This is a genomic window from Ureaplasma ceti (genome assembly GCF_040369755.1).
Taxonomy (GTDB): Bacteria; Bacillota_I; Bacilli_A; order Mycoplasmatales; family Mycoplasmoidaceae; genus Ureaplasma; species Ureaplasma ceti.
Genome location: NZ_BAABQM010000003.1, coordinates 1 through 19,643 on the forward strand (window position 1 = coordinate 1; position 19,643 = coordinate 19,643).

Below are 19,643 nucleotides of genomic sequence, written 5' to 3' on the forward strand. Positions count from 1 at the left end.
ACCACTAAGCACAAGTGCTTCGTTCGATTTGCATGTATTAGGCATGCCGCCAGCGTTAATCCTGAGCCAGGATCAAACTCTCAAAAAATTGACGGATTCTATTAAGTTTTCAAAGAACTAACTGTTGCGATTAACACAACTGTATAAGTATAGCTCTTTTTAAAAAGAAAGTCAACATTTTTTTTAATTTTTTTTAAAATATTTTTCTTTTCGCAAAAACTCTTTTTCTTCTTATTTATATATAGTAAAAAAGTGTACAAAAAAACTCTCAATTTTGGTTGAGAGTTTTCTGTTATCTTTATGAATTATTCGGTTAATAAATTAAATTTTTTAAAAATCTTGTTACGTAATAAATCATGTTCTTCTTGAGTTAATTGTTCTTTTAATAATAAACTATCAATTTCACTCAATTTTTCTCTAGCTTGTTTACTTAATAATGCTGTACTTTCTAGTTTGCTCTTTAGGTCTTTTAAATCTAAAGTACTATCGTATTCATTATCTAACCAAGAGTATTCGATATACTTCTTGCCTCTTTCATTTAAACTGATCTTTGAGTTTACCCCAAAGAAGTTTTTAACAAGGTCTTCAGTCATCACATCGTAAACGTTACCAAAGGCTACTTTTTCACCATGTTGTAAGACTAATAGTTTGTTAGCGTATCTAATAGAGTAGTTTAAATCGTGAATAACTAAAATGATAGTTTTGTGATACTTATGGTTCAACATGTGTAATAAATCGACAATTTCTAATTGTGATTTAATGTCTAAGTGGTTTGTAGGTTCGTCTAAGACAATTGTATCTGTGTCTTGGGCTAACGCCATTGCGATTAGACATCTTTGTTGTTGACCACCAGATAAGTCTTCTAGATAAGTGTTAGAGAAATTAGTCATTTCCACAATGTCTAAAGCGTTCATGATAATTTCGTTTTCTTTTTTCGGATTCATACCTAACTTTTGGTGAGGGAATCTACCTAATTTGACGAAGTCATAAACTTTAATATCTCTTGGGAAATCTAAGATTTGGGGAACATAAGCTAAACGTTTTGCTAATTCTGTGGACGTAAAAGCTTTTAAATTACGGTTTTCTTTGAAATACTTCTTTTCTTTATCAATGATTTCGGTAATATTTTTCATTGATTCGGCATAACAAATTTTCTTGTTTAATTTACCAATGTTTTCTTCTTTATAAAAATCAATTCATTCTTGTTTCTTGGCTTTATTAAAAGTTAATGCCACTTGAAACTTTTGGAAAATATTAGTTGGTTTGTAATGTTCATTACTTTCGATGGCAGCAATTTTTTGCGTTCATTTACTAATATTTTTTTGAATTTTTTGTTCTGATTCCATGAAAGAAGTGTATTTTTTAAAATACATTCCAAATAAACGTGGATAGAAACTAATCGGATGTTCTTTACGAACTAGTTTGCCTTCAAAAAGGATTGATCCTTTTGAAGGAGGTTGAATTCTACAAAGTGCTTTAATTAAAGTTGATTTACCAGCCCCGTTTGGACCAAGAACTGATAAGAAATCTCCTTTATTCACTTCGAAGGTTAAATCTTTAATAATTCTTTTGTTAAATCCATAAGAAATATCAATATCTTCAACTACAAAGTTTTTATCGCTACTATTGTTTTCTGCAACCACTTCTTCTTGTTTCTTTTTTAAATTGAATTTCAATTTCATAGATTATCTACCTTTTTTTAAAGCTAATAAGATGAAGATCGGTGCCACAATTAGTGGAATTAATTCAGATGGAGGAACAAATGTTGTACCAATACAGTTATTACCAACAAAGTAAGAGAACATCATGAATAATGCACCAGCTAAAACTGAGCCAAATAAACCTGAAATCGGTTTCTTCTTGAACAAGAAGAAAGCAATGTTACCTGTCGCAATTCCTAAGAAAGTAATGTTACCAACTAGGATGAAAGCTGAAGCAGTAAAAATAGATGCAATAATAATAGCTTGGAAGTAAATTGAAGTTGGGTTAACCCCTAATGATTTAGCAATCATGTAGTTAGAGTTAGACACAAAGAATCTTCTGGCCACAATCACCATTCAACAGAAAGCAAATAAAACCATTGCTAAAGCTGAATAGAATTCGTATGGTGTTAATGATGGTAATGGTAATTGACCATCCATGTAAGGTTCTAATAAGAAGATAGGACTGTTTGCGTAAGTTTGGTTCATGAAAGTGTTACCAAAACCAACAAACAAGAAGTTAATAATAATTCCGGCTAAAACGAATTTAGTAGAAACGTTTTGTCTTTTTTTGTAAGACAACGCAAAGATTAATAAACCAGTACAAATTGACACCAACATTAACACTCAAGGTTGAGCGTTTTGGAAAGCCATTGTAGTTCCGGCTCCTGCAACGTAGACAATAACTAATAAAACGATATTGACCGTTGAGATACCTAGAATACTAGTATCAGCTAATCTGTTTTGTGTAACTTGTTGGACGATGTAACCACCTAATGATAAACCAATGGCAGCTACAATAATTCCTGGTAGTTTAGATTCTTGTAATAATCAACCGTTACTAAAACTTGAAACGGTTTCACCTTCACCTAATGAAGGTCAAATACATACAGTAATCATGAAGACAGCAATTGTTAAAACAATTAAACACGCAAAAATAATTGCCGTTTTTAAATTAAATCTTTTTCTTTGTAAATTAACAGTCAGAATTTTTTTTGATAATTCACTAGGAGTGAACTCAATTTTTTGATCGGTTGTTTCAGTATCTTCTAATTGTTGTAATTTAACTTGTTCTGAAGCGACATCGATAGAATCGATTTCTTCTAATAATGATTCATAAACTGATTTAGTTGTCAGTTCATTATTGTTAGTTGAGTTTGAGACTTGAGTTTGAGAACCAGGTTTAGAATCAAGACCTAAACCTTCAATTTCGGTTAAGAGTTTTTGATAAGTTTCAGAAAAATGTTTTTCGGAAAATTGGTTATCTTGGTTGCTAACATTAAAGCTCGTGCAATCGTTTGTTGTGATTGAAGTTTCTTTTTGTTCTTCAGTCATAAAATTATCTTTTCTTTAATAAAACAACGAATACTGGAGCACAGAATAAAATTGGCACTAAGTTGATACCGATAGTAGTATCAGCTTCTGTTACAAGGTTAGATAAGTTTAGTAACATCATGCAAACCAAGATTGAGAAAGGCAAGATAACTAAATAGTTAGTTGTTCTAAATAATTTTCTTGCAACGTGAGGAGCAACGATGGCAAGTAATAGAATACTTCCGACCATTAATACGTTTGCAGCAATAATGATCACTGATAAGATTCCGACTACTCAGTAAATTAATTCAACATTAACTCCCATAGATTTTGCTAAAGTTGGGTCTTTTTCCACCAAGTTTAAGTATTTACTCAAACAAACAATAATAATTGCGGGAATAAGAGTTAATGGTGCACCGTATTCGATAAATCCTACTTGATAACTAATTTTTTGAACCCCACCCCAAATACCATTTGGTGTGTAGCCACTAGTTTGAATAGCAACGTTATAGTTATCGACGATTGTACAAATAACTGCAATAATAACCCCAATAGCGAAACCAACTAAAAGTGGAACATAGTTATTTTTTAAGTTTTTAGTACGTCTAGTTAACAAGAAGTTAATTAGTAATAAAACCATACCAAAAATAATTGAGAATAAGAACTTAGCTCCAATTGAACTTCAGAATGGTGAAGGACTAGTTTCATTGGCCAAAATCGGAATATAAATACCTAAAATAATAGCTGGCATGAAACCTAAGGTTGTTGGACCTGATAAGTCATTTCTAGTAGTCGCTTGTAAAGCACCACCAACCACTCCAATACCAACACCAGCAATTGTCATTTCAAATTGCATGATTAAGTTAGATTCTAAATAAGTTGAGTTTCATTTGTGGTTAGCAAAATCGTAATAAACTGCTATGCAGAAAAATAAGATGGTTAGTAATGCAAACAAAGTATAGAAAATGGTAATCATTCAATTTTGCTTTACATTACGATTGATATTTTTAAAAGCTTTTGGCTTTGTGTTTAGTAAAACTTGGGTTTTACTAGCCCCTGACTGAGAACCATCAGAAGCTAATTCTAATGACTCTAATTGGTCAAGAGAATTATTTTCTTTACTGGTTGACTCAAGCGAAGAGAAGTGATGATTTAAATTTTTGTCAGAATTATTAGAATTTAGTGTTTTATCCATTAGTACAATTCATTCAATTTACTAATTAGATGATATTTAAATTATCTACTAAGCTCTTGCATTTGCTTGAGATTGATTTTTGTTAGCTGCACCTGCAGCTGAACCAGATACGCCAGAATCTGTTTTGCCATGTGCATCTTTTGCTTGGCTTGGCTTTGGATCTTTTTTACCTTGATCAACGTTTACAGGTTTTCCTTTGCTTTGGTCGCCTGTTACTTTTGGTCCTTTTGTTCCTGTTGAATCAGTGTGTGATCCTTTACCGCTTGTTTCAGAACCTGGTTTATTTACAGTTTCTTTTTTTACAACAGGGTTTTGATCTTTTGTTTTATCCTTGTTACCTGTTACTGGTGATTTTGAATCACTTTGTTTTGGTGAGTCAGTTACCGGTTGTTGAGCAGAAGCTGCAACAGTTTGAGCTTGAACTGATGCCACGTTTCAAGAATAAGCTGCATATTTAGCGATTGTTGCTGCATCTAATGAAGTAGTGATACCGTTTAATTTATCTTGGAACATGAATGAAGTCTTAGGAACTTGGAATTCGTTACCTTGAATAGCTTCTAATTGGTTAGCGAATCATTGGAAACCTTGGAAGTCATCATCAGCAATATTACCACGGTCTGTTGAAATACCAGTTGTTGAGTTGTCATAACATCATTGTCAGTAACTCTTACCGCTGATAAATGATTGTAAGTTCATTAAATTCTTAGGCATAAAACCAGAGTTTGATACAGATTGGTTTGTAATAGCTGTACCAGTATTGTGTTGTGCAGATTTATCGTTCTTTGTATAGAAGATTTGACCGTTTGTTGTATAGTCACCTTGAGTGTTGTAAATAATGTGGTTAACTTGTGGAGTACCATTGTTGTAAATTGTAGCTGTTTTTGGCATTAATCAGTCATCAGCTAAAACAGTACCAACTTTATCAGCTCTTAATTGAGCAACATTTGGTTCAACGTGGTGTTGTCAAATACCAGTTCTTGATTGTAATAATGGGAAAGTTTGACCATCACCAACATTATTTTTATTTTTAGAAATTAAATTTGGATAAATATTTTGAATATATCCTGGCATGATAATACCAGCTTCTAATCTTGCATTACCGTGAGCTGTACCTGGGTCAATAATGTATGTTGAGTAGTATGGTGTGAAACCTAAAGCTAATAACATACTTGTATCATTAAAGTATGCAGATAATGTTCTATGGTTAGAACTTCCTTTTGTTTCATCCATTAATGTGTGAATGTATTTTTCAGCAAATGGGAAGACAGCTTTTTTGCCTTCTTCACAGTAACCGTATTTAGCCATGTCTAAACCAAATGTTTCTTCAATTGTGAAGTATGGTTTAACAGCGTTAATGGCATCAATTGCAGCTTTTACTGTTGGGTCTTTGCTTGAAGCATTTTCAGCAATGTATAAACTTGATAATGAGTTTGCTCAGTTTTCTGAACTGTTTGCAGTTCAAACACCGTCAGCACTTTGTTTGTAAGCTTGACCATTAATTAAAGAAGAGAATAGGTAAAGCATACCGATAGGAGAGTTTAATGAGTCAAAACCTTGAGCTAAAGTTACAGGAATAATAGCTTTAGTGTAGTTCTTTTGTGAGTTAGTTGTTAATAAAGGTTTTAAAGCTTGTTCAGCCAATGTTGGAGTGATTCATGTTGATGTACCAGGATAAACATATAACACGATATCAGCACTTGCTTCCATAGCTTGGAAAATCGGTGCACTAGTTTTACCAGGAGTTGTGGCAACAATTTGACCTTTTCAGTATTGTTCTAAAGTTTTTAAATTATCTGGATTTGAAGGTAAAGCCATTTGCATACCGAAACCAGGTAATTCTCTGTTAGTTGGAGCTGAATATAAAGTTGAGTAAATTGTTGGTGTATCTAAAACGAAGTCGTTTTGGATAGCTTGAATTTTAGCTGTATCACTATTTGGAGCGTCCGTTGGTACTCTAACTCATTTTGGGTTAGGAATTTGGCCGTCTACGACTAAAATTTTCTTAGTATGTAATCATTGCATGAATGGTTTCATAGCAGAACTGTTTAATGTATTGTACATGTAATTTAATTCGTTAGCATTAACGACAGCTGCCATGTCAGCAAGATTTACATTGTTATGCTTATTAGCTGAGAAAATATTTGAAGTATCTTTTGATCCATTAATTTTTAAATTATTTTGGAAATTGAAAGTTGCAGATGAACTACTTGCATCTGGGTTACTACAAGAAGTTAATGCTACTGGTAACGCTGTAGCAATACCAGCGACGGCTAAAATAGGTAAGCCGATTTTAATAAAATTCGATAAAGATTTTTTCATAATAAATATCTAATTCTTGACTTTTGTGAGACTTTTAAAAAATTTTTTAAAGTTGATATTTTTTTACAAATATAAATATCAACTCTTAAATACTAATACTTGTCGCTTGAAAATTTGTGTAAATGGTATAACATTTTTTGAGATAGAAAAAAATCGCTAAAAATAAGCGATTTGTAATTGATGTGAGGCTACTCTAAAATTTAGTGTTTTAGAGAGATATGTGGTTATTTTATGTATTGATGTTTGCGGTTAGTATTGCTTTTAAAAAAATACTAACCGCTTTAAATTGTAGATTTTTTGGTGCTCCAACTGCTAAATTTAGTAGAAGAAAAAATCTACCCCTTTAAAGAGATAGATTTTTGAGTTATATAAATTATTCGATGATTTCACCAAGAGCTTCGCCCATGATGACTTTTGTAATTCTGACTTTTTTAATTTGGTTTACGATGTCGTGGTCAGATTTAGCAGCAACTAAGAAATATTCGCTACAGTGACCTTTGTAAACATCACCGAAGTGGTCTGATTCAAATAAGACTTCCACTTCTTGACCTATGAACGTTTTTAAATATTGGTTTAATAATTCTTCTGATAATTTAATCACATCTTGCACTCTGTTAGTTTTAGTAATTGCTAAGACTTGTTTCATCTTTGCGGCTGGAGTGTAAGATCTTTGTGAGTAAGGGAATACGTGAATTTTGAAGAAACCGATTTCTCTTAAGAAATTTAATGAGGTTTCGTGGTCTGCATCAGTTTCAGTTGGGAAACCACAAATGTAGTCAGTTGAGAAAGCTGTTCTTGGGTTGATAGCTTTAATTTTTTGGATTAATTCTCTAAATTGCGCTGTTTTGTACTTTCTGTTCATTTTTTCTAAAACAGCATCAGAACCTGATTGTAAACAGATGTGTCAGTGTTGTGCAAATCTGTGTGGGTTACCCGCGATTAATTTCACAATTTCGTCAGAAATTTGGAACGGTTCCACAGATGAGACTCTTACTCTAAAATTACCTGGTAATTCATAAATAGCTTTTAGTAAATCATAGAAGACTTTATCTTCAAATTGGTAACCAGCTGTGTTAACCCCTGTTAACACAATTTCCTTGTAACCGTTTTCCACTAAAATTTGAATTTCTTTTAAGATAATTTCAAATGATTTTGAACGTTGTCTACCACGTGTAAAGGGAATAATGCAGTAACTACACATGAAGTTACAACCGTCTTGAATTTTTACAAAGGCTCTGGTGTTGTCTTTGTAAATGTCAATCGTACTTGATTCGTAGTCTTTTTCTAATAACAAGTTGTCAACTTTAACCAAGATTTGTTCTTCACTCTTAACGTATTCGTTAATTACGTCAACAATGTTATTTTTGTATTTGTTACCTAATAAAATGTCAATACCGAAATCTTTTTTCAAGTCGTTACTTGCTACTTGTGAGTAGCAACCACAAACGACGATGATTGCATCAGGATTCATTTTACTTGCTCTTCTAATCATGTTTCTTGATTTAGAGTCTGCCGCGTTTGTAACACTACATGTGTTAATTACGTATAAATCCGCTTTTTCTTCAAACGGTACTTGGATTAAACCGTTCGCTAACAAATCGTTTTGGATAATGTTAGATTCATAAGTGTTTACTTTACAACCTAAAGTGATAATTGAAAAGGTTTTCAAGCAAGAAAAATTAGTGATTTTCATGACTATGAGATTCTCCTGAAATTAAATTGGCGTGAGAGATTCTTAATTGGATGTAACTAATACCCACGACAGACACCAAGATGTTAGAAACACTAAAAAGAGTACCTAACACTGCGTATAAAACAATTCTTCTAAAAGCGATTGTTTTAGCCATATCTATTGAGTCGCGTTCAGTTTGAACAGGCATTAATCAACCAATAAAGAATGAAATCAGTAAGCAAATAATCATGATTACTGTTAAGATACCTACTCATTTAGCAGCAGAAAAGGCTTGCTGTGGAATGTCTACTTCACTACTACGGTTTTGTAAACTTTTAAATCATAAGTAACAAGCGCCAATTGTGAGGAAAGAAAGGATAAAAGTAATAATTAATGCTGATGCTAGTGAGCCACCTTTAAAGTAGCCCGGTTGTGCTAAATTTAACCAGTCTTTGACTGTGTTTAAATTACTACTTGCACTGATTTCGTGATATTTACTAATGTACAACCCCATTGGGACATACACGATTAGACAAGATAAGAAGGCAACAATAAGATTGACAAAACCAAACAAAGTATGGTTTTTGTTTTGAAAGGCTTTCATATTAATAACCTTGTTCTAATAAGAAATCTAGAATAACTGATAAAGCGTAAAATGATGCTGTATCACTTCTTAAAATTGTTTTGGATAAACCAACTAAAACAACATTGGGTTGAGTTTTTAAACTCTCAATTTCGGTGTTACTAAAGCCACCTTCAGGACCAACAATAACTGCAATTTTAGGCTCAGCAACATTCTGTAGCTTTTGCACTTCTTGTCTTAAAGCTTCACCAATATGAATTCCACTTTCGTTTTCGTACGGAATTACAACCAAATCATATTGTTGGGCTGCAGCGATCATTTCGGCAGAGCTTATCGTTTCGCTGACAGTGGGTACAATATTACGATTAGATTGTTTAGCCGCTGTATAAACAATGGTTTGCATTCTGTCTAATTTAATTGAATTAGTTTTTTGACTACGGTTAAACATTACTGGAATAATATTATCCACTTGTAGTTCTGTGGCTTTGGCTAAAATTCACTCCATATGTTTAGGCTTAATGACCGCTTGGAATAAATCTAAACTTAAGTTATTGAATTCAGCGTCGTTAGGAATAACTTCAACAATTCTAGTTAATAAAGGGTCAAATTGAATGATTTCAGTTAAGTATTTCTTTTCTTCAAAGATACAAATAACTTGATCATTTAATTTGACTCTTAAAACATTTATTAAGTGATTTTCATCATCTTCAAAAAGGCTAAAAGTATCGTTTTTCAATCTTTTAGCAAAAACTTTTTGCACTATAAAACCTTTTCTAAAATAGCGTTGATAAATTTGTAAGAATCTTTATCAGAGTATTTTTTTGCAGTAATTACTGATTGGTCAATAATAATTGCTTTGTCAGTTAATCAGGTTTTAGTTTCTGCACATGCGTCTAGTAAAATGGCTTGATCTACATAGTTTAAACGATCAAAAGTTCATTTACTAGGCATTTCATGTTCTAATTTATTGATAATTTCTTGTTTATTATCTAAAAAATATTCAATTAAAGAAAGTTGCTCACTGTCAAATTCATACTTGTTGAATGCTTCAGCTTTCGCTACTTGAGCATCATCATCTTTAATTAGACAACTATAAATAAATTTGAAAGTCTTAACTCTACGTTCTCACTGTGGAGTTAAGTCACTTTTTTTATTTGAAGTTTGGCCTTCGTTGTTTTTGTCTTTAATCATGTAAATGTTTAACTCCTATATTAATACTTTCGAATGAGATGCCTAAGTGGTTTCTAAAAATAATATCCAATGAATCACGAATATGATCGATTTTAGCTAATTCAATGGTTTCATCATCCAATAAATTGATGATCATTTGAAACACAAATTTTTGGTTAGATAGTGAAATAATGTCAATTACATCAATTTGGATTCTTTCATCATCAATCATGAAATCCAAATATTTAACCATATAATTCTTGACATCTTCGCTACTAATAAATATTTCACCATATTTATTAGAGCAGATTACTTGTTGTCCGTTAGAACCCATAATTATTTTGCTCTACCAACGTAACGACCGTCAGATGTGTTAATTAATACCATTTCACCACTCTTAATGAATTGTGGTACTAAAATTTCTCATCCAGTTACTAATCAAGCTTTTTTAGTAACGTTTTGAACTGTGTTACCTTGTACTGCTTCTTCAGCTTCTTGAATTTGAATTGAAACTTGATCAGGTAATGAAGCACCTAATAATTCACCTTCATATCTCATGATTGAAACTTCAGTTCCATCAGTGATGAAGTTCTTTTCTCATTCTAATTTTGCTTTAGGGATTTCTACTTGTTCAAATGTGTCATTGTTCATGAATACAAAGTTGTTACCATCGTCGTAGCTGAAAGTCATTTTGCTAGTTTCGATTGGAGCTTGTTCTACTTTTTCACCAGTTAAAACTTCAACAGTGATTGCACCTGTTCTTAAGTTTTTAACTTTACATTTAACAATACCTTCACGCATTGCTGTTTTGTTGAATGAATTTTCGATTACTTGGAATAAGTTATCTTTGTAGATAAAAGTATGTCCAGGACGTAATTCTTTTGCTTGAAAAATTGTTGCCATAATTACCTCTTTTATTTAAAAACGTTTTTTAAGTCAATATTTCTATTATTATAAGGGGAATTTTATTACTTATAGAAGTAAATTAAAAATTACCATCATTATTTTACTATGAAATGAAGATTAGTAAAAATCGAGGAATGTATCTCGAAACCATAATTAATAACAGCATTAAACATTACGAAAATCACAAGATTGCGTTATTTCGAAAACAACCAGTGCCTATTAGAATTCGGTCAGTTCATAACCTTGAAGTCACTGGTTATTTAGAAAGTAAATGTGATGTTGATTACTACGGTGTGTATCAAGGACGATTTATCGCTTTAGAAGCTAAACAGACCAGTCAAGATTTTTTTAGTTATCACCAATTATTACCACATCAGATAGAGTATTTACAATTGGTACAACATATGCAAGGTCTTAGTTATTTAATTATTTTCTTCCAAAAAACAGAGCATTTTTATTTAGTAAGTTTTTTAAGGTTGTGAGCTGTCTTTCAAGATAATTCGCATAGTAAAAGAATTTATGAAACAGAATTAAAACAAATCAGTCAGCCATTAGAACTCTATTTCCCAGGTTGACTAGATTTCATTAAAAAAATAGAAACAGTTTAACCTGTTTCTATTTTCTTGTTAAAGAAGTGTACTTCTATTTTTTAATTTTGTTTGCAACAAATTCTTTGACACCTTTACTGAATACAAACTTTGGTGCTAATTTAGCTGGAAGAATTACACGTTCTTTTGTAACTGGGTTAATACCCTTACGTTCTGAACGTTCTGAAATTTTAATTTTTCCAATAGGACCAACTTTTGTTTCGTGGTTTGTAGCTAAGTCTAATAACATTACGTTTTCGTATTCTGTCATAATTTCTTTAACTTCTTTTTTAGAGTAGCCAGTTTTTAAAGAAATTTTTTCAGCCATTTCTTCACGTGTCATCGGTTTGATTGTTTCAATATTACTCATTAGAGTAGTACCTCATGTTTTCTTAGAACTATATAGTTGTATTATATAGTAATTTTTTTATGTGTGTTTTATAGTAACTTAATTGCTGAATCTAGAGCTAAAGTTACCATGTTTTTAAATGTTGTTTGTCTTGAAGTTGCGTCTAATGATTCACCAGTTACTAATGAATCACTACATGTTAATAATGTAGCGGCTTTTTTGTTTAGCAATTGTGCGTTTGCAAATAAGCCAAATGATTCCATTTCCACACAAACAGCTTGAGTTTTTGAGACAAGAGTTTCTAGTTTTTCGTCTGAATAGAACACATCAGCACTATTGCAACGTCCAACTTTTAAAGCAATGTTTTCTTCATTTGCTGTTTTTTCAATTAAAGCGTTTAATTCTTGGTTAGCTTTTAAAACTTTATCAGCTTTAATTCCTAATCCTTCAGCGAAAGTTGAATCACTGTAGGCTTCACTTACTAAAATTACATCATTTACTTGAACTTCTGGAACGTAAGAACCAGCAGATCCAATTCTGATGATTGTATCTACATCATAGAATTTGAACAATTCGTAAGTGTAAATACCAATTGAAGGAATCCCCATTCCGTGAGCCATAACAGAAATTTCTTTTCCTTTGTATGTTCCTGTGAAACAGTACATACCTCTCACGTCGTTTACTAACTTAACATCTTCTAAGAAATGTTCAGCGATTCATTTTGCCCGTAAGGGGTCTCCAGGCATTAATACTACTTTTGCGATTTCTCCGTAATTCGCTCTATTGTGTGGAGTCATTTTAACAACCTCTTTCTATTCCTAACATTTATAAACTTTGAAAATTATTATCTATCGTTGATTGAAGCGATACCCATTAAATCTGATCCTTCGATTAGAGTTAATGAAGCCCCACCACCTGTAGAGATAAAGCTGAATGAATCTTGTTTACCTAATTTTTCTGCAGCAGCAGCTGAGTCACCACCACCGATTACAGTAAACGCACCTTGTTCTGTTCTTTCAGCGATTGCGTTACAAATTTCGTTAGTACCTTTTTCGTAGTAACTAAATTCAGTAACACCCATAGGACCATTTCATAAAACAGTTTGAGCTGTTGCAATGTCGTTTTTGAATAATTCGATAGATTTAGGACCGATATCAAGACCCATTAATCCCTTCATACCTTCTTCTTGTGTTCTGTAAGTTGGTTCGATGTTTTCGAATTGTGGAGAACATTCAAAGTCGCATGAAATTGATAATTTATCAGCGTATTCAGCCATTAATTCTTGAGCTGTTGGAATCATGTCTTTTTCAACTAATGATAAACCAACATCGAAGCCTTTAGCAGCTGCGAATGTGTAAGCCATACCACCAGAGATAATAACTTTGTCAGCTTTTTCAATTACTGATCTAACAGCTTTTAATTTATCACTAACTTTAGCACCACCGAATAATACTACGAATGGTTTTTTAGGTTCGTCAGTAACTTCACTTAAAGTTTCTAATTCTTTTTGCATTAAGAAACCAATAGCGTTGTTCTTTTGGAATTTACCAATACCAAAAGTTGAAGCATGTTGTCTGTGAGCAGCACCGAATGCATCGTTTACGAATGCATCACATAAACCAGCTCAGTATTTTGCTAATTCTTCATCGTTGCCTGATTCTAAGTTAATTTTGTTACCTTCTAAGTCAATGTCGTTGAAACGAGTGTTTTCTAAAACGATAACATCACGTGATTTCATTTCAGAAATTGATTCTTCAACAACTTTACCTTTGTTAGCACCAATGAATGAAACTTGGTTTGCTTTACCATATAATTTCTTAGCTAATTCTCTAGCTACGATTTCTAATGATAATTTTCCAGAAGTAACGTCTTCTAATTTTTTCACTCTACCCATGTGTGAAAGAATAACTACTTTTGCGTTTTTTTCAAGTAAGTATTCGATTGTTGGGATAGTTGCATCAATTCTTTTGAATGATGTGATTTTTCCGTTCATTACAGGAACGTTTAAGTCTAAACGTAAGAATACAACTTTGTTTTCTACGTATAGTTGGTTTACTAAAATTTTATTGTATTGCATATTTTTCCTACCGATTTTAAATTTTTAGTTACGAAAATTATTGATTATGAAATCTTAGTTTTCATATCTTTATATTATATTTTGTTTTTTATTTCTCAGTACATAGATTAGCACAAGGGGCAAAACTAAGCCACTTTACCATCGTTTTTGCACATTTCTCTTAAATCTTCATTAATGATTTTCTTGTCTTCATCCATGAATCATAAGCTGCATTCCTTACCATTCATTAAAGAAATAAAGAAGTTTTCGTATGAAGACTTAGTTTTTAGTTTGTCGTAGAATTGTGATTGCAACAATTCTTTCATGCTATCTCTTTGTGTGAAACCTTCCATTGGACAGCCACAAGGTACGATTGGCATTTCTAATTTTTTTGTCGCTCTTTTAATGTCTTTTTCTCTTGCTAAAATTAACGGTCTAATAAATGTAATTTCAGTTTTGTTTAAGTACATTTTTGGTTTGAAGGTTGCAATTCTACCTTCATTAATCATGTTCATGAATAGAGTTTCAATCGCATCATCTGCATGGTGACCCATAGCTACTTTATTGCAGCCATAAGATTTTGCAGATTCAATTAAAATAGCTTTTTTCATTTTTGAACATAATGAACATTGAATCTTACCTTTTTTCATATGGTCTCTTAAAATTTCACCCATTTGTGTTGGTTGGATGACAAATTTAATACCCATTTTTTCTCAGTACGCAATAATTGGATCATAGTCAATTGCGCATAAGTTCATTTTTAAGTGAATACCAATTACATCGATATTTCATCCTAATTGTTCTTTTAAACGTCTCTTGTATAAGGCTAAAGCAAATAATAGCCCCATTGAGTCTTTGCCGCCAGATACTCCGACAGCAATTTTGTCGCCATCTTCAATCATCTTGAAGATTTTGTTAGCTTGAATAATATTACCTAATAAAGTTCTCATAAATTCCTCTTGTGTTTTTATGGTTAGATAAAAAAGAAAAAGTAATTTTGAAATTACTTTTTCTTAATATCTCTATTTTAGATTATTTTTTTAAATTAACTCTAAATTTACTTGTTCCAACGAATCTTAATCACTTCATGTCTACAAATCCTAATCTTTGTCATACGACCATTCATAAGAATGCAGGTACTGATGAAGCAAATAATAAACCTAATGAACATCCTAAAACATTTTTGTTGTGACCTAAAATGTAGTAGTTTGAGTTTGAAATTGCAATAAAGATTGCAATCATTGAAGCGAAGTACATACCTAATACTAAGGCTTTGTAACCGTTTTCAAACGTTCTCTTCATATATCTAATAAAGAATAATGAAGCTACAATTCCCAAGAAGCAACCGATAAATGAAATAATAATTGTAGATCATGCTCAGTTAGCTGATACTTCAACACCCGGTGTTGTGTATCCATGGAAACCGTATCAAATTGCCGCATTAATATCACCGTTACTTCCTAAAACTCCAAGCATAAAGCTACCAGATAATCCAGGAATTAACATGCAAATACCGCATAAGAATGAAGCAAATAAAATTTGGAATGCGTATGCTGTATTAATTTGGTGACTGTATAAATCTGAATATGTTTTCAAATCAATACCTTCAACACCTTGAATACTGCTTACAGAATTTAATGCTGGCGCAGAAATTGGGAATGAGTTTGGTACTCATGCAAATCTAGCTACAAACGCAATACCAATAATTAAGAAGAAACCTAATACGAATAATAATCACACGATACCAGGTTTTTTGTTTTCATCTCTTTGGTCATAAAATTCTTGACGATTAATAGCAAATTTAGGACGTGAACTTGTCATAAAGTAAATCAATGGGGCAGTAAATATTGAAATACCAATAAATAAGAACACCATTGAGATGCCATAACCAGATTGTTGAATCTTAAAGTAAATGTAGTAAGCTAATACGAATACTAAAATAAACACCACTAAAAATGGTAACATTCACAAGAAATTTCATCATCAATCAATTGCACTTCTTGGTTTGAATAAAGCAGCAAAGCTTTCAGTCATCTTGTCATGTAATTGAGGAGTTCTTGCAGTTAAAACAGTAGAAGATGATCCAGGTACAACAGAACAAGCAGCACTTACGCCACCTAAAGCTGTTCTCTTAAGGATTTCTTTTCAGTTAGATGCTTCTTCTTTAACCCGTTTGTTGTAAGGTTTAGAAACTTTAACACCTTTCTTTTCTACTTCTTTCGCCTTTTCTTCTTCTTGTTGTTTAATTTCTTGTTGTTTAATTGCTTCTAAATCAACGTCTTTACGTTGATCTGTTTTCATTTTTTGTTGGATGTTTTGTTTCATTTGTCTCAAAAAAGCATTAGAAGCCGTGTTAGGACTTGTTGAAGCATTATCTTCAACTTTTTTTGCTTTTTTACTATCTTTTTTGCTCATAAAAAAACACCTTATTAAAATATTGTTATTATATATTATTAAATTGATAAGTTTTATAGAGAATGAGTATGGAAAATAAAGAAAGAATTGATATTTTATTAACAAAATTAGAATTGGCTAGAAGTAGAAGCCAAGCAAAATCTTTAATTGAAAATGGAAACGTTTTAGTAAACGAAAAAGTAATTACTAAGCCAAATTTTTTAGTTGCAGAAACAGACAACATTGTAATCAAAGAAAAAATGAAATATGTTTCTAGAGCTGGACTAAAACTTGAAAAAGGTATCGAAAGTTTTGGAGTCGACTTTACAGATAAAGTGGTTCTAGATATTGGAGCTTCTACAGGCGGCTTTACTGATTGTTCTTTACAACACGGTGCAAAACAAGTATATGCCGTAGATGTAGGTTATAACCAATTAGATTCAAGTCTAGTAAATAACCCTAAGGTAATTAATTTAGAAAAAACTAACGTTAAGAACTTAAATGAAATCAACTTTGAACACCATATTGATATTATTGTGTGTGATGTTAGTTTTATTAGTTTGAAACACGTCTTTGCTAACATTAAGTCAGTTACAGATGAAAACACAAATTTAATCTTTTTAATCAAACCTCAATTTGAACTTTCACCAGAAATCATTTCCAAATGTAAAGCTAGTGTGAAAAATAAAAAATATCACGATATCGCCATCAATAATGTCACAACTTACGCTTTAGAAAATGGTTTTAAACTTATTGATATCGTTGAATCACCAATCAAAGGTAATAAATTAGAAAACACAGAATTCGTTGCTTGATTTAAAAAATGAAAGTAATTTTTCATATTGATTTAGATGCCTTTTTTGCATCCGTAGAAGAAATTTATGAACCGATGTTAAAAAACCTCCCTTTCGTTATTGCTGGAGAAGGTAAACATGCGGTTATTTCTACTTGTAATTACGAAGCGCGTAAATATGGTATTAAATCAGCTATGAATGTAAACGATGCAAGAAAACTTTGCCCGGATATTGCTATCGTAAAACCACACCATGAACGTTACCACCAACATTCACAACAATTCTTCACTTTTTTAAAATACAGTTTTACTGACTCGTTAGAAATCGTATCTGTTGATGAATGCTTTTTAGACGTTACCAATATTCTGCCAAAATTTCACAATAACGCTCAACTTTTAGCCATCACGATTCAACAAGAAATTCAAAAAAAATTAGGCTTGTCAGTTTCTATCGGTATATCTGAATCTAAATTCTTAGCTAAAATCGCTACGGATTTAAAGAAACCACATGGAATTTCTAGTTTGCATTTAAAAGAAATTAAAACGAAACTTTACCCATTAAAAATTGAAAAATTTATTGGTATCGGTAAAAAAACACTACCAAAATTAAAAAATCTCCAAATTTTTACTATCGGAGATTTTGTTCATTCGTCTAAACTAAGCGAATTAGTCAAACTTTTAGGTCGTAAATATTACCAATATTATGACTTAGCTACTGGCAAAAATGTAGACGAAACCTTACAAATTGAAGAAACTTTACCAAAAAGTGTCAGCAAAAGTTTGACTTTACACACTTCAGAATTTGAACTAGATGTTTTATTAAAAATATATCGAAATATTGCTCGTAATTTAAGTCAAGAATTACAAAGTCAAAAACTAGTTTGTCAAACCGTCACAATTCAAATCAGATATGATAACTTTGATACTAAAAGTAAATCTAAATCTTTAAAACACCAGTTTAATGATTCATCAACAATTTACCAAGTTGCTAAAGATTTGTTATTTGAATTATGAAATGATGATCCTTTAAGATTAGTTGGTTTATCATTATCTAAATTAAATCTCGTTCAATAGCGGCGAAACAATTTCAAAACCTTTGGAAGTTAAAATTCTTCCATTGGTTTTTTTCATAATATAACCACGTTTTAATAAGAACGGCTCAATTTTTGATTCAATAGTTTTTTGGTCCACCGATAAAGATTGAGAAATTGTTTTGATGCCTATAGGTTTACCAAAATTGTTGTAAATAACTCTTAAATAATTTAAATCTAGTTTTTCTAAACCATCGTTAAAAATACCGATACTATTTAAAATTTTTTCAGCTAACCAGTCTGGATATAAAAAGCGATAATCAAAAAATCTACGATACAAATTAATAGCGATTCTAGGATTACCTTTAGAAGAATGTGCCAACGTTTGTAATTCCGAGTCTTCTAATAACTCTTTATTGAATAAATTTAAACGCTTGAGGATTAAAAAAATTTCCTCGTTTTTATAAGTATCAAAATAAAACTTAATTGGGAACCGCTCAATAAATGCTTCTGGCAGTTTTCCTAAATTAGTTGTGGACGCAATAAAAGTAAATTTAGGCACTTGTAACCTATTGTACATACTGTTTAAATCTTTACCGATTTTAATGTCCACGACAAAGTCTTCCAAAATCGAATAAAACAATTCTAAACACTTGTGTTCTACATTATGAATTTCATCAACAAAAATAATGTCGCCTTCTTCCAACATCGAAATAATGTCTAAGACATCACTAGGGTGTTTGATAGTTGGGCCTTGAATGTAATGAATTTTCTTATTTAATTCTTTAGCAACGATTCCTGCTAACGACGTTTTCCCGTTACCAGCATAGCCATAAAACAATAAATGGTCTAACGTTTTCTTTTGCTGAAGGGCGGCATTAATGTAAATCTTTAAAGATTCTTTAATTTCATCTTTACCTACAAATTCTTCAAAACTATTCGGTCTTAAATTTGCAACGTTCATTTTTAATATCTCCAATTAAGGTTGAAAAAATTTGACTGAAATTTTTTTGTAAAACTTCGTTTCTTCTGTTTCAAACCACTTTTGTTGATAATTGTTTCGAATATCCTAACTCTTGTAAATAATAAATTGCGTCATTAATCTTTTTCATATCATTAGGATTTTTTATAGTTGAACAGTCATTTTTAATAAAATGATCAACCAAGGTGTTAGCAACTTTTTCTGATATCTTATAGTGTTCCATCACATCGAATACATCATGCATCTGAACATATTGCTGGATATCCTCAATTCCGTATTGAAGTAGCTTATACGCCGTCTTAACTCCGATGCCACTCAATCCTAATAAGTTCTTAAAAGTAATGCAGTCTGTGATTTTCGTAAAACCAAAATTCACAATATGTTCTACACTTTTTCCACTTAAGACTTTTTGTTCATAAACGTATAAAAAATAATTTTGGTTCAGTTTTCATTCTTGTTGGTGGTTGTTATAAATTTCTAAACAATCATGGCTGTTTACAAAATATACAGAATCTTCTGTTGAATAAATAACTGTTCCGTGAAAGCCTCTCACCATACGCAAAACCTCACTTTCTGTTTCACCGTTAAGTAA

The 19,643-nt window shown here is 31.6% G+C and carries 20 protein-coding genes and 1 rRNA gene; 3 read left to right on the plus strand and 18 right to left on the minus strand.

Annotated features, from left to right (window positions below):
• From ABWU82_RS02290 to efp, 11 genes are all read right to left on the minus strand, one after another.
• A 16S ribosomal RNA gene (locus tag ABWU82_RS02290) occupies positions 1-88 on the minus strand; the annotation flags it as partial.
• Between the two features lie 217 nt (positions 89-305).
• Positions 306-1,682: an ABC transporter ATP-binding protein gene (locus ABWU82_RS02295; protein WP_353289885.1), complete on the minus strand. Its 1,377-nt coding sequence runs from the start codon at positions 1,680-1,682 to the stop codon at positions 306-308.
• Positions 1,683-1,685: 3 nt separating this feature from the next.
• Positions 1,686-3,035: an iron ABC transporter permease gene (locus tag ABWU82_RS02300; RefSeq protein ID WP_353289886.1), complete on the minus strand. Its 1,350-nt coding sequence runs from the start codon at positions 3,033-3,035 to the stop codon at positions 1,686-1,688.
• 4 nt (positions 3,036-3,039) lie between these two features.
• Positions 3,040-4,209 carry an iron chelate uptake ABC transporter family permease subunit gene (locus tag ABWU82_RS02305; RefSeq protein ID WP_353289887.1) on the minus strand — a complete coding sequence of 390 codons (1,170 nt, stop codon included), beginning with the start codon at positions 4,207-4,209 and terminating at the stop codon, positions 3,040-3,042.
• Positions 4,210-4,257: 48 nt separating this feature from the next.
• Positions 4,258-6,528 (minus strand): hypothetical protein, encoded by a 2,271-nt coding sequence (locus ABWU82_RS02310; protein ID WP_353289888.1) that lies wholly within the window; start codon positions 6,526-6,528, stop codon positions 4,258-4,260.
• 373 nt (positions 6,529-6,901) lie between these two features.
• Positions 6,902-8,221 (minus strand): tRNA (N(6)-L-threonylcarbamoyladenosine(37)-C(2))-methylthiotransferase MtaB, encoded by a 1,320-nt coding sequence (gene mtaB, locus ABWU82_RS02315; RefSeq protein WP_353289889.1) that lies wholly within the window; start codon positions 8,219-8,221, stop codon positions 6,902-6,904.
• Positions 8,208-8,804 carry a hypothetical protein gene (locus tag ABWU82_RS02320; protein WP_353289890.1) on the minus strand — a complete coding sequence of 199 codons (597 nt, stop codon included), beginning with the start codon at positions 8,802-8,804 and terminating at the stop codon, positions 8,208-8,210. Before ABWU82_RS02320 ends, mtaB begins: the two co-directional genes overlap by 14 nt.
• Position 8,805: 1 nt before the next feature.
• Complete coding sequence (locus ABWU82_RS02325; RefSeq protein WP_353289891.1) at positions 8,806-9,543, minus strand: RsmE family RNA methyltransferase; 738 nt, start codon at positions 9,541-9,543, stop codon at positions 8,806-8,808.
• Entirely contained in the window at positions 9,543-9,974 is a 432-nt protein-coding gene (locus tag ABWU82_RS02330; protein WP_353289892.1) for a transcription antitermination factor NusB, read from the minus strand. Before ABWU82_RS02330 ends, ABWU82_RS02325 begins: the two co-directional genes overlap by 1 nt.
• A complete protein-coding gene (locus tag ABWU82_RS02335) occupies positions 9,967-10,287 on the minus strand; it encodes a hypothetical protein (RefSeq protein ID WP_353289893.1) in 321 nt (106 codons plus the stop codon). The genes ABWU82_RS02330 and ABWU82_RS02335 overlap by 8 nt, the downstream gene beginning before the upstream one ends.
• Before the next feature lie 2 nt (positions 10,288-10,289).
• Positions 10,290-10,856, minus strand: coding sequence for an elongation factor P (gene efp / locus ABWU82_RS02340; protein WP_353289894.1), 567 nt, complete (start codon positions 10,854-10,856; stop codon positions 10,290-10,292).
• A gap of 137 nt (positions 10,857-10,993) precedes the next feature.
• On the opposite strand from efp, the gene ABWU82_RS02345 reads away from it, so the two are divergent.
• Positions 10,994-11,467: a Holliday junction resolvase RecU gene (locus tag ABWU82_RS02345; protein WP_353289895.1), complete on the plus strand. Its 474-nt coding sequence runs from the start codon at positions 10,994-10,996 to the stop codon at positions 11,465-11,467.
• A gap of 34 nt (positions 11,468-11,501) precedes the next feature.
• Here the strand turns inward: ABWU82_RS02345 and ABWU82_RS02350 are convergent, their stop codons facing one another.
• From ABWU82_RS02350 to ABWU82_RS02370, 5 genes are all read right to left on the minus strand, one after another.
• Positions 11,502-11,816 carry an HU family DNA-binding protein gene (locus ABWU82_RS02350; protein WP_353289896.1) on the minus strand — a complete coding sequence of 105 codons (315 nt, stop codon included), beginning with the start codon at positions 11,814-11,816 and terminating at the stop codon, positions 11,502-11,504.
• Positions 11,817-11,884: 68 nt separating this feature from the next.
• Positions 11,885-12,592: a purine-nucleoside phosphorylase gene (deoD, locus tag ABWU82_RS02355; RefSeq protein ID WP_353289897.1), complete on the minus strand. Its 708-nt coding sequence runs from the start codon at positions 12,590-12,592 to the stop codon at positions 11,885-11,887.
• A 47-nt stretch (positions 12,593-12,639) separates the two neighbouring features.
• On the minus strand, positions 12,640-13,872 hold the full coding sequence (locus ABWU82_RS02360; protein ID WP_353289898.1) for a phosphoglycerate kinase: 1,233 nt from the start codon (positions 13,870-13,872) through the stop codon (positions 12,640-12,642).
• 125 nt (positions 13,873-13,997) lie between these two features.
• On the minus strand, positions 13,998-14,801 hold the full coding sequence (locus tag ABWU82_RS02365; RefSeq protein WP_353289899.1) for a tRNA 2-thiocytidine biosynthesis TtcA family protein: 804 nt from the start codon (positions 14,799-14,801) through the stop codon (positions 13,998-14,000).
• Between the two features lie 82 nt (positions 14,802-14,883).
• Entirely contained in the window at positions 14,884-16,266 is a 1,383-nt protein-coding gene (locus ABWU82_RS02370; protein WP_353289900.1) for a hypothetical protein, read from the minus strand.
• A gap of 68 nt (positions 16,267-16,334) precedes the next feature.
• Between ABWU82_RS02370 and ABWU82_RS02375 the strand changes: the two genes are divergently transcribed.
• The gene (locus ABWU82_RS02375; protein WP_353289901.1) at positions 16,335-17,078 is read left to right on the plus strand and encodes a TlyA family RNA methyltransferase; all 744 of its coding nucleotides are present in this window, start codon (positions 16,335-16,337) and stop codon (positions 17,076-17,078) included.
• Positions 17,069-18,112 carry a DNA polymerase IV gene (dinB, locus tag ABWU82_RS02380; protein WP_353289902.1) on the plus strand — a complete coding sequence of 348 codons (1,044 nt, stop codon included), beginning with the start codon at positions 17,069-17,071 and terminating at the stop codon, positions 18,110-18,112. Before ABWU82_RS02375 ends, dinB begins: the two co-directional genes overlap by 10 nt.
• Here the strand turns inward: dinB and ruvB are convergent.
• Together ruvB and ABWU82_RS02390 are read right to left on the minus strand one after the other, a co-directional pair.
• Positions 18,095-19,033: a Holliday junction branch migration DNA helicase RuvB gene (gene ruvB, locus ABWU82_RS02385; RefSeq protein ID WP_353289903.1), complete on the minus strand. Its 939-nt coding sequence runs from the start codon at positions 19,031-19,033 to the stop codon at positions 18,095-18,097. The two genes, dinB and ruvB, sit on opposite strands and share 18 nt — an antisense overlap.
• The gene (locus ABWU82_RS02390; RefSeq protein ID WP_353289904.1) at positions 19,005-19,607 is read right to left on the minus strand and encodes a Holliday junction ATP-dependent DNA helicase RuvA; all 603 of its coding nucleotides are present in this window, start codon (positions 19,605-19,607) and stop codon (positions 19,005-19,007) included. The genes ruvB and ABWU82_RS02390 overlap by 29 nt, the downstream gene beginning before the upstream one ends.
• Positions 19,608-19,643: the final 36 nt, after the last annotated feature.